The 14,336-nt window shown below is 72.1% G+C and carries 13 protein-coding genes and 1 pseudogene; 5 read left to right on the top strand and 9 right to left on the bottom strand.

What is annotated here, in order from left to right; all coding sequences use genetic code 11:
• Positions 1–60: 60 nt before the first annotated feature.
• The gene (locus ABZ876_RS34365; protein ID WP_361789159.1) at positions 61–3,078 is read right to left on the bottom strand and encodes a glycoside hydrolase family 38 C-terminal domain-containing protein; all 3,018 of its coding nucleotides are present in this window, start codon (positions 3,076–3,078) and stop codon (positions 61–63) included.
• 38 nt (positions 3,079–3,116) lie between these two features.
• Positions 3,117–3,314: pseudogene (locus tag ABZ876_RS34360) on the bottom strand (hypothetical protein); the annotation flags it as partial.
• Between the two features lie 312 nt (positions 3,315–3,626).
• Here ABZ876_RS34360 and ABZ876_RS34355 point away from each other — a divergent pair.
• Positions 3,627–4,973 (top strand): amidase, encoded by a 1,347-nt coding sequence (locus ABZ876_RS34355; RefSeq protein ID WP_361789157.1) that lies wholly within the window; start codon positions 3,627–3,629, stop codon positions 4,971–4,973.
• A gap of 170 nt (positions 4,974–5,143) precedes the next feature.
• Here ABZ876_RS34355 and ABZ876_RS34350 read toward each other — a convergent pair whose 3' ends face one another.
• Positions 5,144–5,563 (bottom strand): CBS domain-containing protein, encoded by a 420-nt coding sequence (locus tag ABZ876_RS34350; RefSeq protein ID WP_361789207.1) that lies wholly within the window; start codon positions 5,561–5,563, stop codon positions 5,144–5,146.
• A gap of 210 nt (positions 5,564–5,773) precedes the next feature.
• Between ABZ876_RS34350 and ABZ876_RS34345 the strand changes: the two genes are divergently transcribed.
• Both ABZ876_RS34345 and ABZ876_RS34340 read left to right on the top strand, forming a co-directional pair.
• A complete protein-coding gene (locus ABZ876_RS34345) occupies positions 5,774–6,958 on the top strand; it encodes an alcohol dehydrogenase catalytic domain-containing protein (protein WP_361789155.1) in 1,185 nt (394 codons plus the stop codon).
• 33 nt (positions 6,959–6,991) lie between these two features.
• The gene (locus tag ABZ876_RS34340; RefSeq protein ID WP_361789153.1) at positions 6,992–7,357 is read left to right on the top strand and encodes a TraR/DksA C4-type zinc finger protein; all 366 of its coding nucleotides are present in this window, start codon (positions 6,992–6,994) and stop codon (positions 7,355–7,357) included.
• A 7-nt stretch (positions 7,358–7,364) separates the two neighbouring features.
• On the opposite strand, the gene ABZ876_RS34335 is transcribed toward ABZ876_RS34340, so the two are convergent.
• The 4 genes from ABZ876_RS34335 to ABZ876_RS34320 all read right to left on the bottom strand — a co-directional run bounded on the left by ABZ876_RS34335 (position 7,365) and on the right by ABZ876_RS34320 (position 10,791).
• The gene (locus tag ABZ876_RS34335) at positions 7,365–8,888 is read right to left on the bottom strand and encodes an FAD-dependent oxidoreductase (RefSeq protein WP_361789151.1); all 1,524 of its coding nucleotides are present in this window, start codon (positions 8,886–8,888) and stop codon (positions 7,365–7,367) included.
• A gap of 90 nt (positions 8,889–8,978) precedes the next feature.
• On the bottom strand, positions 8,979–9,863 hold the full coding sequence (locus ABZ876_RS34330; protein ID WP_361789149.1) for an SDR family oxidoreductase: 885 nt from the start codon (positions 9,861–9,863) through the stop codon (positions 8,979–8,981).
• A gap of 214 nt (positions 9,864–10,077) precedes the next feature.
• Positions 10,078–10,560, bottom strand: coding sequence for a GNAT family N-acetyltransferase (locus ABZ876_RS34325; RefSeq protein ID WP_361789147.1), 483 nt, complete (start codon positions 10,558–10,560; stop codon positions 10,078–10,080).
• Positions 10,561–10,614: 54 nt separating this feature from the next.
• Positions 10,615–10,791: a hypothetical protein gene (locus ABZ876_RS34320; protein WP_234516545.1), complete on the bottom strand. Its 177-nt coding sequence runs from the start codon at positions 10,789–10,791 to the stop codon at positions 10,615–10,617.
• Positions 10,792–11,272: 481 nt separating this feature from the next.
• On the opposite strand from ABZ876_RS34320, the gene ABZ876_RS34315 reads away from it, so the two are divergent.
• The gene (locus tag ABZ876_RS34315; RefSeq protein WP_361789145.1) at positions 11,273–11,767 is read left to right on the top strand and encodes an HD domain-containing protein; all 495 of its coding nucleotides are present in this window, start codon (positions 11,273–11,275) and stop codon (positions 11,765–11,767) included.
• A gap of 68 nt (positions 11,768–11,835) precedes the next feature.
• Positions 11,836–13,083 carry a glycosyltransferase 87 family protein gene (locus ABZ876_RS34310; protein ID WP_361789143.1) on the top strand — a complete coding sequence of 416 codons (1,248 nt, stop codon included), beginning with the start codon at positions 11,836–11,838 and terminating at the stop codon, positions 13,081–13,083.
• 6 nt (positions 13,084–13,089) lie between these two features.
• Here the strand turns inward: ABZ876_RS34310 and ABZ876_RS34305 are convergent, their stop codons facing one another.
• Both ABZ876_RS34305 and ABZ876_RS34300 read right to left on the bottom strand, forming a co-directional pair.
• A complete protein-coding gene (locus ABZ876_RS34305; protein ID WP_361789141.1) occupies positions 13,090–13,827 on the bottom strand; it encodes a nucleotidyltransferase domain-containing protein in 738 nt (245 codons plus the stop codon).
• A 241-nt stretch (positions 13,828–14,068) separates the two neighbouring features.
• Entirely contained in the window at positions 14,069–14,302 is a 234-nt protein-coding gene (locus ABZ876_RS34300) for a hypothetical protein (protein WP_361789139.1), read from the bottom strand.
• Positions 14,303–14,336: the final 34 nt, after the last annotated feature.

The raw sequence follows: 14,336 nt of genomic DNA, 5'->3' as shown, positions 1-14,336 counted from the left end.
TCTGCAGGCGTCGCGTCGCAGGTGCACCACGGGCTGGGCCAGCGGTGCACCCATAGGCGCTCAGGCCCGCTTCAGCCGCAGCGTCACCAGCTCGAACGGGCGCAGCCGCAGAGTGATCCGGTCCCCGTCGCGGTGCGGTGCGGGCCGGTCGGCGAGCGGGCGCTCCAGGAGGTCCGTCGCGGTGACCGCCGCGACGTCGAAGTCCGCCGTGAGTGTGGCCCGCGTACGGCCGCCACGGGACTCGTGGAAGCGTACGACCACGTCACCGCTGCCGTCGTCGGCCAGTTTGACCGCCGTCAGCACGACCGCGTCCTCCGCCACGGTCACCAGCGGCGCCACCGCGCGCCCCCCGCTCAGCCGCCGCTCGGGCAGGTTGATCCGCCAGCCTTCGCGGACCGCGTCCGCGATCGTGGCCCCCGGGACCAGGGCGTGCCGGAAGCGATGGACGCCCTGGTCCGTCTCCGGGTCGGGGAACCGCGGGGCGCGCAGAAGGGACGCCCGGACGACGGTGGTCGTACCGGAATCCGTCTCCCGCACCGTGCGCGTCACATCGTGGCCGTAGGTCGAGTCGTTCACCACGGCCACCCCCCAGCCGGGTTCCTCCAGATGCACGAAGCGGTGGTTGCACGCCTCGAACTTCGCCGTCTCCCACGAGGTGTTGGTGTGCGTCGGCCGGAAGAAGTGCCCGAACTGGGTCTCGGACGCATACCGTTCGGCATGCAGGTCCAGCGGGAACGCCAGCTTCAGGAACTTCTCCGTCTCGTGCCAGTCCACCTGCGTGTCGATCTCCAGCCGCCGCTCCCCCGGCGCCAGCGAGAGCACCTGGGTGACGCGGGACGCGCCGAAGGACCGCACGACCCGGACCGAGGCGCCGTCCTCGCCGGGGACGACCTCCTCGGCATCCAGCAGGTCGGTGACCGTGTTCCGGTAGAACGCGTCCACGTCCCAGGCGTCCCACATGTTGGGGAAGTCGGGGTGGAGCTGGAGGAGGTTCGCGGCGCGTCCCGGTGCGACGGTCTCCCGGCCGGCCTCGATGTCGTGCACGGAGACGACCAGTCCCCGCCCGTCGATCTCCACACGCAGCAGCCCGTTGTCGAGGACGAAGCCGCCGCCCGGCCGTGTCTCCCGGGCGACCTGGCCCGCGTCGGCGGGCGCGCCCGCGCCGCCCGCGGGGATCCCGGAACGGGCGTGCGGCGCCGCGTTGAACGTCAGCGGCAGGTTCCCCTGGCCGGCCAGCGCCCGCTGCGCGGCCCCGGTGATCCCGTTCAGCTCCGCCGCGATCCGCTCGTATGTCGCCCGTGCCTCCCGGTGCACCCAGGCGATCGACGAGCCGGGCAGGATGTCGTGGAACTGGTGCAGCAGGACCGTCTTCCAGATGCGGTCCAGTTCCTCGTACGGGTAGCGGAACCCGGTGCGGACGGCGGCCGTCGCCGCCCACAGCTCGGCCTCCCGCAGCAGATGCTCGCTGCGCCGGTTGCCCTGTTTGGTCTTCGCCTGGCTGGTCAGCGTGGCACGGTGCAGCTCCAGATACAGTTCGCCCACCCAGACCGGCGGGTGAGCGTACTCCGCCTCCGCCTTGGTGAAGAACTCCCGCGGCGTCTCCCACACCACCCTCGCCGAACCCTCGAGGTCGTGCAGCCGCGCAGCCTTCGCCACCATCTCGCGCGTCGTGCCGCCACCCCCGTCGCCCCAGCCGGTCGGCGCGAGCGAGTGCCGGGCCACCCCCTTGTCCTTGAAGTTCCGTACGGCGTGGGCGAGCTCGCTGCCCTTCATGGAGCAGTTGTAGGTGTCGACGGGCGGGAAGTGGGTGAAGATCCGTGTCCCGTCGATGCCCTCCCACAGGAAACTGTGATGCGGGAACTTGTTCGTCCGGCTCCAGGAGATCTTCTGGGTGAGCAGCCACTTGGAGCCCGCCGCCTTGATGATCTGCGGCAGCCCGGCCGCGAAGCCGAACGTGTCGGGCAGCCACACCTCGTCGTTCTCGATCCCGAACTCGTCGAGGAAGAACCGCTTTCCGTGCACGAACTGACGGGCCATCGCCTCCGAGCCCGGCATGTTGGTGTCCGACTCCACCCACATACCGCCCGCGGGCACGAACCGGCCCTCCGCGACCGCCTTCTTCACCCGGGCCCACACCTCGGGCCGGTGCTCCTTCACCCACGCCCACTGCTGCGCCTGCGACATGGCGAAGACGAAGTCCGGTTCCGCCTCGATCAGCGCGGTCATGCTGGACGTCGTCCGGGCGACCTTGCGCACGGTCTCCCTCAGCGGCCACAGCCACGCGGAGTCGATGTGCGCGTGCCCGACGGCGCTGATGCGGTGGGCGGAGGGTGCAGCGGGAGCCGCCAGGACATCGGCCAGCCGGGCCCGGGCGCCTTCGGCCGACCCGCCCACGTCCTGGAGGTCGATCGCGTCCAGCGCCCGCTCCACCGCGCGCAGGATCTCCCAGCGCCGTCCCGACTCCACCGGCAGCTCCGCCATCAGCTCGCCGAGCACCTCCAGGTCCATCACGAGCTGCCACACGGTCTCGTCGAAGACGGCGAGGTCCATGCGCGTGAGCCGGTACTGGGGCTCGCTTCCCGCGGTCTCCTTGTCGCCGAGTTGTGTGGGCAGGAAGGGGTGGTAGCCCAGGACGACCGGATTCGACGCCGCCTCGATGCGCAGGTCCACCTGCTCACCGCCCTCGACGGGAGAGCCGATCCGTACCCACTGGTTGCGCGGGTTGAGGCCCTTCACCGGGGTGCCGTCGGGCCGGTAGACGAGCCCCTCGCACTGGAAGCCGGGCATGTTCTCGTCGAAGCCGAGGTCCAGCAGCGCCTCGACGGTCCTCCCGGTCCAGGCGTCCGGGACGGTCCCGGTCACCCGGAACCAACTGGTGCCCCACGGGGCACCCCAGCGTATGCCCACCGCGATCGGCTCGGCCGGGGCGGCCAGGCCCTCGGCGACCGGGACGGGTTCGCCGGGCGCGTGCCACACCGCCACCTGCAGCGGTACGGACTCGGGGTACACGGCGGGGCGGATGCGCTCGTCGAGGACGCGCCTCAGACGGGCCTCGACCAGGGTGCGGTCGTCATGCATGGGGTGCTCCGTGGGGGTGAGGATGCGGGGTTCCGGTGTTACCAGCGGTGGGTGGTCGTGGCGGGCGTCGAGACGTTGTAGAGCTCCCCGACCGCGCGCAGTTCGAACCGTGCGGCGCTCTCGCCCTGCTCGGGGACGAGCCCGCCGACGTAGCAGGCGCGCTGGCAGGTGCCGCCGAGGAAGCGGCGCGTGCCGTCGGGCAGGACGCGGTCCAGCTCGTAGTGGCGCGGGGCGGGGGCGGCTGCCCGGTGGACGGCGCCGGGGGCCGGACCGGCGGCCGGTCCCGCAGACGTTCCCACAGCCGTACCCGCGGCCGGTCCGGCCGCCGGTCCCGCAGACGCTCCCACAGCCTTTCCCGCCAACTCGCCACTCGTGCCGGGGAGCCGGCGAAGTGAGCGACGCGACGTCGGTGACCGGCGGGACCTGCGTGACGCTGGTGACATGACACCGTCAGGCACTCGACGCGGGACCGAGGACCGGGCACAGTGCTCTCGTACTCGCCAGTACGTCCACGCCTCAAACACGCCGAGCACCGACAGGGAGCGCCCGTGAGCAGCTGGGTCGGCCGTACCGCCGCCGAGATCGCCACCGCCGTACGCGAGAAGCGGGCCACCCCGCACGAGGTCGTCGCGGAGCACCTCGCCCGGATCGCACGGCTCGACGGCCGTGTCGGCGCCTTCCGCCACGTACGCGCGCAGGCGGCGCTCGCCGAGGCCGAGGAGGTCGCGGACCGCCCCGACCTGGCCCATCTCCCCCTGGCCGGTGTGCCGGTGGCGGTCAAGGACAACCTGGCCGTGCGCGGCGAGTCCACCCGCAACGGGTCGGCGGCGACCCCGGACACCCCTGCCGAGCACGACCATGTGACCGTGGCCCGGCTCCGCGCGGCGGGAGCGGTCGTCGTGGGTCTGACGAACGTGCCTGAGCTGTGCGTCTTCGGCACCACGGAGGGGGTGCACGGGACGGCCCGCAACCCGTGGGACACCTCCCGCACGGCGGGCGGCTCCTCGGGCGGCAGCGCGGCGGCGGTGGCGGCCGGCATGGTGCCGATCGCACTCGGCAACGACGGGATGGGCTCGCTGCGCATCCCGGCGGCCAACTGCGGGCTCGTCACCCTCAAGCCGGGCCATGGCACCGTCCCGGCCGGGATCGGCAACGGCGACTGGTTCGGCATGTCGGAGAACGGCCCCCTGGCGACGACGGTGGAGGACGCCCGGCTGATGTTCGACGTCCTCGCGGACCGGCGGGATACCCGTGAGGCGCCGGAGACGGCCGCACGGACCGTCGCCCTCTCGCTCCGCAGCCCCCTGCCCGGGGTGACCGTGAGCCGGCCGTACGCGGAGGCGGCCCGCGCGGCGGCCGGGCTGCTCGCGAGGGCGGGCCACGACGTGCGTCCGGCCGAACCGCCCTACCCCTGGTGGCTGGGCACGATGTCGCTCGCCCACTGGACGGCGGGTACGGCGGTCGACGCCGAGGGCCTCGACCCGCGCCGGCTGTCCCGGCGGACCCGGGTCCACGCGGCGGTGGGCCGCCGTTTTGTGAAGGGCGTACGTTCCGGCGGCCGCCGCGAGCAGCTGCGGCGGCACCTTGAGCCGTTCTTCGCCGGACACGACGTCCTGCTCACTCCCGCGCTCGCGCGCCGCGGCCCGGCCGCCGCGGCGTGGCACGAACGCGGCTGGCTGCGCAATCTGCTGGCCAACACCACCTACTCCCCCATGACCCCGCCGTGGAACCTCACGGGATGGCCGGCGATGGCGGTCCCGTTCGGCACGCTCCCCAGCGGGGCGCCCTGCGCGGTCCAACTGGCCGGACGGCCGGGCTCGGAGACGGCGCTCCTGGAGGTGGCGGCGCAGCTGGAGGCCCTGCGGCCGTGGCAGCGCACGGCGCCCCTGGACTGAGCGGGCCGATCCGAAGGGCCCGGGCCGAGTGAGGACCCACCGAGTGCACGCCGGGGAGGCCGGGGCACGCGATCGCGCGGCGGTCTCCGCCTCCGCTGCACGGCATCCGGCCCGGCTCCCCCTCTCCCTGGTTCCGGTCCCACTCTCCGCCGTGGGGCCGGTGCGATCGGCTAGGCGTTCGGCCGCGCGGCGCTGATGTCGCCGAGCGCCGACCCCGGATCCCGTTCGATGGCCAGGTCGCCGAGGGAGATGATCCCCACCGGGTGCCCGCCTTCCACGACCGGGATGCGGCGGACATGGTGCTCGCGCATCAGGTGCACCGCCTGGTCGATGTCCTCGTCGGGGGTGATGGTGACGAGATCGGCACTGCAGGCACGGGCCACCGTGGTCTCCCCCGGGTCCACACCCTCGGCGAGCGCGCGCACCACGAGATCGCGGTCGCTGCACAGACCGCGCAGCTCATCGCCCTCCGTCACGAGTACGGCGCCGATGTTCTGGTCGCGCATGATCTGGGCAACCCTGGTGACCGCGGTCTGCGGTTCCACCGTCACGGGTTCCGCGGTCATGACGTCGCGTACGTGCTGGGCCATCTCGGATCCCTTCTCCCGGGCGGCGGTGCCGTTCACCGCCGCTTCAGCCGTCGGGTACCCGGCGAACGGGACGCTGCACGTCACGGGCCCGCGCAATCCGGGCGCCGCGTGCGACGCGGACGTGCCTCCCGTCCCCCCCGGGTGTCGAACGCGGGTCCGAGGGGACTCGTCAGGACCTGGACCGAAGCTTCAGACGGCAGGAGAGCGCACATGCGAGCACTGACCTGGCAAGGTCGGCGGGACGTCCGTGTCGAGACCGTCCCCGACCCCCGGATCGAGAAGCCCGATGACGTCATCGTCCGGATCACGTCCACCGGCATCTGTGGTTCGGACCTGCATCTGTACGAGCTCCTCGGCCCCTACCTCGAGCCCGGCGACGTCCTCGGCCATGAGCCCATGGGCGTCGTAGAGGAGGTCGGACCCCAGGTTCACGCGCTCCGTCCGGGCGACCGGGTGGTCATTCCGTTCAACGTGTCCTGCCGTGACTGTTTCATGTGCAACCAGGGCCTGCATTCCCAGTGCGAGACGACCCAGGTCAGGGAGCGGGGCACGGGCGCCGCGCTGTTCGGGTACACCAAGCTGTACGGGCAGGTGCCGGGCGGGCAGGCCGAGTTGCTGCGGGTGCCGTTCGGAGACAAGCTGCCCGTGAAGGTGCCCGAGGGGCCGCCGGACGACCGTTACGTGTACCTCTCCGACGTCCTGCCCACCGCCTGGCAGGCGGTGGAGTACGCCGCGATACCCGAGGGCGGAAGCGTGACCGTCCTCGGCCTCGGCCCCATCGGCGACATGGCGGCCCGGATCGCCCTGCACCGCGGCGCCGGCCTGGTGATCGGCGTGGACCTGGTGGACGAGCGTCTGGAGCGCGCCGCGGCACGCGGGGTCACCTGCCTGGATCTTCGTCTGCACGGCAAGGATCTGGTCGAGGCCGTGCGCGAACTCACCGACGGGCGCGGTACGGACGCCGTGATCGACGCCGTCGGCATGGAGGCGCACGGCGCGCCGTTCGCCAAGGCGGCGCAGTGGATCACCGGACTGCTGCCGGACGCCGTGGCGCAGCCCCTGATGGAGCACGCCGGAGTGGACCGGCTCGGCGCCCTGCACGCGGCGGTCGAGCTGGTGCGCCGGGGCGGCACGGTCTCGGTGTCCGGGGTGTACGGCGGGGCCGTCAGTCCGATGCCGCTGCTGACGATGTTCGACAAGCAGATCCAGATGCGCATGGGACAGGCGAACGTGTGGAACTGGGTGGAGCGGATCCTCCCGCTGCTGACGGACGAGGACCCACTCGGTGTGGGCACCTTCAAGACCCATGCCATGCCGCTCGAGGACGCCCCCAAGGCCTATGCGATGTTTCAGGCCAAGGAGGACGGGATGGTCAAGACTCTCCTGAAGCCCTGAGCGTGTCTTTGTCCCGACGGAGGTGGAGCAGCCATGCCCACGAAGTTGTCGGCCGACGACCTGCGGGAGATCACCGACCGGCTCACCGCGGAGGCGGACGCCCTGCGCGAGGAGCTGTCGGCGGCCGAATCGAAGATGCCCACCCTCTACGCCGACTGCGATCTCGACGCGGCCGATGTGGGCGCCAAGGTGATCGCGCTGGAGGCCCTGCGCGCGGACGCGGAGCGTGCCCGGGCCCTGTTGAACCGGGTCCTCGCCACCCTGCCGAAGGTGGGGACTCCCGGCTACGGCAGGTGCGCGGTGTGCGGTGACGTCATCGGCCGGGACCGTCTGCTGGCTGTGCCGCACACGGAGGTGTGTATCAACTGCGCCCGGGCGGGGGCCGGCGCCGGAGCCTGAGAGGCCGCTACGGATCCCGCCTCTCCAGCGGCCGGGTGGCCGGGCCCTGGAGGACGCTCCCGTCCAGGCCGAAGCGTGAGCCGTGGCAGGGGCACTCCCAGGCCTGCTCGGCGCGGTTGAAGGCGACCAGGCAGCCCAGATGCGTACACCGCGCCGACAGGGCCCGTACCTGTCCCTCCTCGTCGCGGGCCACGGCGCACACACGGGTACCGACGCGGATCACCGCGCCCTCGCCGGGGGCGATGTCGTCGACCGAGCCCCCGGCCAGCGGTGGCAGCCGGTCCCAGACGAAGTGCTGGGCGACCTGGGCCTGGTGCTTGACGAAGGCGGGCGCCTCCCGCACCACGGCGGCCACTCGGCGCGGGTCGTACAGATGTGCCCACGGCGGTTCCCGGCCGTCGATCAGGGCGGAGAGCAGAAGTCCGGCCATGATGCCGCCGCTGAGACCCCATCCACCGAAGCCGGAGGCGACATAGGTGTGGCGGCTCGCGGCATGCAGGGGGCCGACGAGCGGCACCGTGTCGGTGGAGTCGTTGTCCTGGGTGGCCCAGCGGTATGTGAAGTCGAGCGGCCCGAAGTGCCCGGTGGCCCAGTCGGCCAGGCGGGTGAAGCGTTCTTCGACGTCCGCCGTGCCGGGGGCAAAGTGCTCCCCGGTGACGATCAGCAGCCGGGTGCCGTCCCCGTGGGGAGCGGTACGGAGCGAACGGGTGTTCTCTTCGGGTGTGATGTACATGCCCCTGGGTGCGCGGCTCGCGTCGATCGGGGCCGTGAGCACCAGTTCACGCCGCGGGGAGAGCCGGGCGAACAGCATCGCGCGGTCGAAGATCGGGTAGTGGGTGGCCACCACGACGTCCCGGGCCGTGACCGTGTGCCCCGCCTCGGTACGCAGACGGCAGGGGTCGCCCTCGTGGAGCCCGACGACGCGGGTGTGCTCGTGGAGCCGGGCACCCCGGTCCTCGAGCGCGTCGGCCAGCGCGAGGAGGTACTTGCGCGGATGGAACTGCACCTGGTCGGTGACCCTGACCGCCCCCGCGACGGGATAGGGCAGCTCCGTCTCGGTGACGAACTCGGCCGGCAGCCCTGCCTCCCGGGCGGCCTCCGCCTCGGCACGCAGCTCCGGAATCCGCTCGCGGTCCGACGCGTAGGTGAACGCCGGCGCGGTCTCCCAGTCGCAGTCGATGCCGAGCTGCCCGACCAGCTCGGCGGCCCTGCGGAGGGCCTCCGTCTGGGAGCGGCCGTACAGCCTCGCGCCCTCGGCGCCGCGGGTGCGGCGCAGACGCTGGTAGACGAGCGTGTGGAGGGCGGTGAGCTTGGCCGTCGTGTGCCCGGTGACACCCCCGGCGAGACGGCCTGCCTCCAGTACGGCGACGCTGCGGCCGCTCTGCGCCACCTCCCAGGCGGTGCTGAGCCCCGCCATCCCGGCGCCGACCACGGCCACGTCGACGGTGAGATCCTCGGTGAGGGCCGGACGGGGAAGCCCCGGCGCCGTCTCGATCCAGTACGACGCCTGCGCGCCGGTGTGCTCGCTCATGGGAGCCCGGGTTCCCAGAACCCGATCTCCGAAGCGTGCTCCGGTGTCCGGTGGTCCGCCGCGCCCGGACGGCGCCCGGCACCGCGCTGGTCAGGGCAGTGGCGTACCTCCCGTGGCGTTGAGGATCTCGGCGGTGATGTAGCTCGCCTGCTGCGAGGCGAGGAACACGTACGCGGGGGCCATTTCGGCCGGCTGGGCGGGCCTGCCCAGGGGAGCCTGTTTGCCGAACTCGGTCGTGTCCGGCATGGTCGCGGGGATGAGCGGTGTCCAGACCGGACCGGGGGCCACCGCGTTGACGCGGATGCCGTCGGAGGCGACCATCTGGGCCAGGCCCTGGGTGAACGTCACGATGGCGCCCTTGCTCGCCGCGTAGTCGAGCAGGTGCGGACTGGGCTTGTACGCCTGCACGGAGGTGCTGTTGATGATCGACCCTCCGGGAGGCATGTGGGGCAGCGCCTTCTTGCACAGCCAGAACATCCCGTACAGGTTGGTGCGCATCACGCGGTCGAACTGCTCGGTGCTGATGGCCTGGATGCCGTCGGGCTGGGACATCTGGTACGCGGCGTTGTTGACCAGGACGTCTATGCGCCCGAACTCGGCGAGGGCCCGCTCGACCAGCCGGTCGCACTGCTCCTCCTCGCGGATGTCGCAGACCACGGGGACCGCCTTTCGGCCCGCCTCCTCGACCAGCCGCGCCGTCTCACGCGCCTCGTCACCCTCCTCCGCCAAATGGGTGAACAGGACGTCCGCGCCCTCGCGGGCGAAGGCCAGTGCCACGGCCCGCCCGATCCCGGAGTCACCCCCTGTCACCACGGTCTTGCGGTCCCTGAGCAGACCGCTTCCGCGGTAGGAGTCCTCGCCGTGGTCCGGCGGCGGGTCCATCGGGCCGGTCCAGCCGGGATGCGGCTGGTCCTGCTGGGGGAACTCCGGCCGGGGGTGCCGCTTTCCGGGGTGCTGCTGTGCGTTGTCCTTCACGTCCCTGCCTTCCTGCCGGTACGGGCGGTCCGGGCGGAGGGCAGTCGGCCTCCCCGTGCCCGGCCACAGCAGTGGGGCGCGACCGCTCGGGCTCCCACCCGCACCGGCTCACGCCCGCACCCCCATCGAGTCCCCCGCCGCACGTGATCGACACGTGCGTCTTCCGGCAGGCCGTCCCCGGCGCACCGCACCGGCGGCCGCCGGGGACGGACCCTCACAGTGGCCGATACATGACATGGAGCCCGACCGTGCCGAAGCGCGGGTGCTCGTAGGCGTCCGGGATGGTACCCAGGATGGTGAAGCCGAGGGACAGCCACAGCCTGACGGCCGGATTGGTGTCCACGACCGCGTTGAAGACCATGGCGCGGTAGCCCTGGGCCCTCGCCGCGTCCAGGATGTGTTCGGCGAGCGCACGGCCGATGCCCTGACCTGCGTGATCCGGATCGACCATGAAGGCCGCGTTCGCGACGTGCGCGGCGGGGCCGCCGTAGTTCGGGGTGACATATGCCGAGCCGACGACCGCACCGGCGTCGTCCTCGGCGACGTACACGCGTTTGCCCGGCCCCATCCACAGGGCGCGGGCCGCGTCCTCGGGGGTGTCCGGGTCCCAGGTGTAGGTCTCGGCGGCGGCGACGATCCGGCGCCGGAAGGGCCATATGCGCGGCCAGTCCTCGGCCGCGGCTTCCCTGATCAGCATGGGCGCGAGTCCGGCACGCCCATGCGATCAGCGGTCACGACGGTTTTCCTGAGGTCAGTCCACACTCGGCAGGATGTGTGGCTCGGCAAGGTCGTCCTCGTAGCCCGCCAGCCGGATGGGAGCGGACCTGGCCCACACGTCCAGACTGCCGAGTTTCTGCTCCGTCCGCCGGCCCCCGCGCTCTCCGCGTTCCTTGGGGCGCTGATCGCGATTCGTTTTCTCCGGTGTCACCGCGCACTCCTTATGTGTCGGGTAACCCTCGGGACGTTCCGGTCCAGTCTGCCGCTGCGCCCTCGACGTCCGCTCGGGTCTGAGTCGAAAACAGGTCGGACGCGGTGGCGCCGGCAACTCGTACGAGAGCAGGCCGTGGTGACCGGCTTGTCCCGGGACGGACCGCGGGTTGGATGGAACCCAAAGACTGTCCGCACGGTCCAGGTTAACCAAATGAGCGGGTGCCCGCTCGATGGGGCTGAAACAACCAGGTAACTGTCGTGAGTCATCTGGCGCTCATCCGGTCAGATTATTAACCGTTTTGACATGAGAAACCCTGTTTACGACCACTCGTTCAGCGCCGTCCTCGAATCGGTTACCGATACCGGGGGTGTCCGGGTCGGAGCCTACGGTGCTCAGTTCAGGTCCTGTTGGCTGAGTCGCAAGCTCCACATGATCTGCTGAGCGTCGGCAACGGCTTTTCTCGCGGGAGGACTGACGCATGGAGCTGCGCAGCGTCGAGGAGCTGATGGATCTGCTGCACGCCTGCCGAGGAGCGCGGCGCACGCCGCACCGCGGCGGCAAGCCGGTCGATGTGCACGAACACGCCCTGCAGACCGCCGCCCTGCTGCGCCGAAGTCACCCCGCGGACAAGGAACTCCAGGTGGCCGGCCTGGTGCACGACATCGGGCTGCTGCTACGACCGGACGACGACAGCGGGCACACGGACCGGGCGGCCGACGCGGTACGGCCCCTGCTCGGTGAACGCGTCTCCCGTCTCGTACGCCTGCACTCTGTCGCGGGGCGCTATCGGGCGATGACACCGCAGGAGGCGGCCGCGTTCGCCCGCGACCCGCTGGCCGACGACGCCCTCACCTTGCGTCAGGCGGACGAGGCGGCCCACGTGAGGGGCCTGGACGCCGGTGTGCTGGAGGACTGGCGGACGGTGCTCGAACTGGTGGCGGCCCGCCATGCCCGGTTGGGGGCCGTGGACTGAGGCGTGCGACGTGCGGCCGTTCGGAGCAATGGCTTCGACGGCCGTCCCTCCGTGCCACACTCTGCGGGGTGCGCCGCCGACACCCCACCGCTCCCGGCAGGGGCCGGGCCATCCGCACATGGATGACCCGGCATGCCGGGTGGTGTCTGGCCGCCTCCCTGACTGTGCATCTGCTGGCCGTACTCGCCTTCCCTCCCGGCCCCCTGGATCTGCGGGTCTACCGCGAGGCGTCCCCGCTGGTGCTCTCCGGCGGCCTCTACGACTACCGGCTGCACACGGATCCGCCGATCCCCGTGCTTCCGTTCACCTATCCGCCGTTCGCTGCACTGGTGTTCCTGCCGCTCGCACAACCGCCCTGGACGGTCCTGGTCGTTCTGTGGCAGGCGGCCTCCGTGGGGGCCCTCGCGGTGGTCGTCGGCTGTGCCGACCGGCTGCTGTCCAACGGCAGTGAGCGGCCCGTACGGTCCCGGGTCCTGCTCTGGACCGCCGCCGGCCTGTGGCTGGAACCGGTGCGCCACACCCTGGACCAGGGCCAGGTCAATCTGCTGCTGTGCGCCCTGGTCCTGGCGGCGTTCGCGGTGCCGCGCACACCGGCGGCCCGGGGAGCGGGCCTCGGCCTTGCCGCCGCGGTCAAACTGACTCCGGCCTTCGGCGGGTTGTATCTGCTGGCGACGCGGCAGCGGCGGGCCGCGGCGTGGGCCGTCGTCGCCACCGCCGGGGCGACGGCCCTGGCCTGGGTGATCGCCCCGCGGGAGTCGGCACGCTACTGGTTCGGCCTGGTGACGGACACTCAGCGCATCGGTCCCGCCTGGTCGGTGCGCAACCAGTCCCTGCGCGGAGCGCTCGAACGGCTCCTCGGCCCCGACGCCCTCGCCCAGCCTGTCTGGTGGGCAGGACTCGCGCTGGTCACCGCTCTGGCGGCCGGTGCCGTGCGGAGCGCCGTACGGCACCATGACCCGCTCGGTGTCCTGGTCGGCGTCGAGCTGTACGGGCTGCTGGTCTCTCCCATCTCGTGGAGCCATCACTGGGTCTGGTGCCTGCCGGCCATGATGTGGCTGGCGCACGGGCCGGGCCGGCGGCGGCCGCTCCACCGGGTCGCGCTGGCGGCCTGGGCCCTGGCCGCGGCCGGCCGTCTGGTCCCGCTGCTGATCCGCGCGGAGGACCGGCTGCCGCACCCGAGCCCGTACCCGGCCCTGCTGGCCTGGCCCGGAACGGCCTACGCCGTCTGCGCCTTCCTGTCCCTGCTCGCCATCGCCGCGAGCCCCGACCGGACCCCCGCCCGGGAGGCCGCGGATCTCTCCGCCATCCGTGCGTAGGGCGCCTCAGCGCCGTTGCCCGGGGACGTCCACGGCGCGTCCGGAGGCGACCGCGGCCCCCGGGGCGTAGAAGCGGGCGCGCACGCGGCGCAGCCATGCCTCGGCCGGTGCCTCGTCGGGCTGTTCCGGCAGCACGCTGGGCCTCTCGTCGAAGGCGCTCTCGTAGGACCGGAGCAGCGGCACTGCGACGGAGGGGTCCGCGGCCACCCGCTCGCCGAAGTCGTGGTACTCGTGCGGGTTGTCGACGCGGATCGTCAGCCGTCCCGTCGTGTACAGCTCCAGGCCCTGGTGGCACAGCCGCTTGAGGTGGCGGGCGTGTTTGGCCGTGCGTGTGCGGGTGTCCGCCGGGAAGGAGCCGTCGCCGCGGGCTTCGAGGCGCCGGAACTGCTGGGTGGCGTACCCGAGATAGGCGTCGCGGACGCGCCTCGCGCACAGGAACGACGTACGGATGCCGATCAGCTCCTCGCCGAGCGGCGTGCGCACCTCGTACAACTCCTCGGGCAGCCATACGAGTTCCATGGCGGTCGGGTTGCCGCCGAGGACGAGCCGGCACCACTTGGCGGCCTCGTGCAGGGTGCGGTCCGGGGCCGTGGTGACATGGGACTCCTTCGGCCGGTGCAGACCGTGCAGTTGCTCGGTGGGCGCCGCGAACAGGCCGAGCCGGTCCACGTCGGAGCCCTGGTGGGCGAGCCCGTACGCGGTCGAGCCGACGATGCCGGAGAGAAGGACATGGGGATCGGTCATGGCCGGCCGGCCTCCTTGAGCGCTGTGGTACCGGGGGACGCGGAGTCCCGCCGGCCGGCGTCCCGGAGGGCGGCTCGGACGGGGTGGACGAAGTCAGCGGGAAGCCGGGTCATGCCGGGGACGCTAGCCAGCGGCCCCCTTTCCCGGCCAACCGTTTTTCGCACGTCTGCGCAGGGCGGCGCGCGCCCCGGAGTCCTCCGCCTCCGGGGCGTACGCCGTCACGCGTGGGACGTTCGATCTCTCAGGGGAACAACGCGATCCCGGCCGCGATCAGCAGGAAGATGCAGACGATCAGCAAGAACGTGCTCCACGCACCGCGGTGCCTCAACGGTGCAGGGGCCGTGCCGCCGCGTGGCCGGTCCTCCGGCAGGACGGAGTCCGCCGGGCGGTCGGACCGGTAGAACTGTTCGTCGCTCACATACCGATTGCGGGGATCGCCGGCGGCACGCGGGTCGATCTCGTGGGGAATGGACATGAGAACTCCTTGCGGTGCTCATCAGAGCGAGTTC

It is taken from the genome of Streptomyces sp. NPDC046931 (assembly GCF_040644655.1).
Lineage (GTDB): Bacteria > Actinomycetota > Actinomycetes > Streptomycetales > Streptomycetaceae > Streptomyces.
Note: the sequence above shows the minus strand (reverse complement) of the source record. Positions and strands in the feature narration are given on the sequence as shown.

Excerpts from the sequence above, each read along its gene's own strand:
- ABZ876_RS34365 (WP_361789159.1), bottom strand. The coding sequence starts at position 3,078 with ATGCATGACGACCGCACCCTGGTCGAGGCCCGTCTGAGGCGCGTCCTC.
- ABZ876_RS34350 (WP_361789207.1), bottom strand. The coding sequence starts at position 5,563 with ATGGCCCAGCACGTACGCGACGTCATGACCGCGGAACCCGTGACGGTG.
- ABZ876_RS34345 (WP_361789155.1), top strand. The coding sequence starts at position 5,774 with ATGCGAGCACTGACCTGGCAAGGTCGGCGGGACGTCCGTGTCGAGACC.
- ABZ876_RS34340 (WP_361789153.1), top strand. The coding sequence starts at position 6,992 with ATGCCCACGAAGTTGTCGGCCGACGACCTGCGGGAGATCACCGACCGG.
- ABZ876_RS34335 (WP_361789151.1), bottom strand. The coding sequence starts at position 8,888 with ATGAGCGAGCACACCGGCGCGCAGGCGTCGTACTGGATCGAGACGGCG.
- ABZ876_RS34325 (WP_361789147.1), bottom strand. The coding sequence starts at position 10,560 with ATGCTGATCAGGGAAGCCGCGGCCGAGGACTGGCCGCGCATATGGCCC.
- ABZ876_RS34315 (WP_361789145.1), top strand. The coding sequence starts at position 11,273 with ATGGAGCTGCGCAGCGTCGAGGAGCTGATGGATCTGCTGCACGCCTGC.
- ABZ876_RS34305 (WP_361789141.1), bottom strand. The coding sequence starts at position 13,827 with ATGACCGATCCCCATGTCCTTCTCTCCGGCATCGTCGGCTCGACCGCG.
- ABZ876_RS34300 (WP_361789139.1), bottom strand. The coding sequence starts at position 14,302 with ATGTCCATTCCCCACGAGATCGACCCGCGTGCCGCCGGCGATCCCCGC.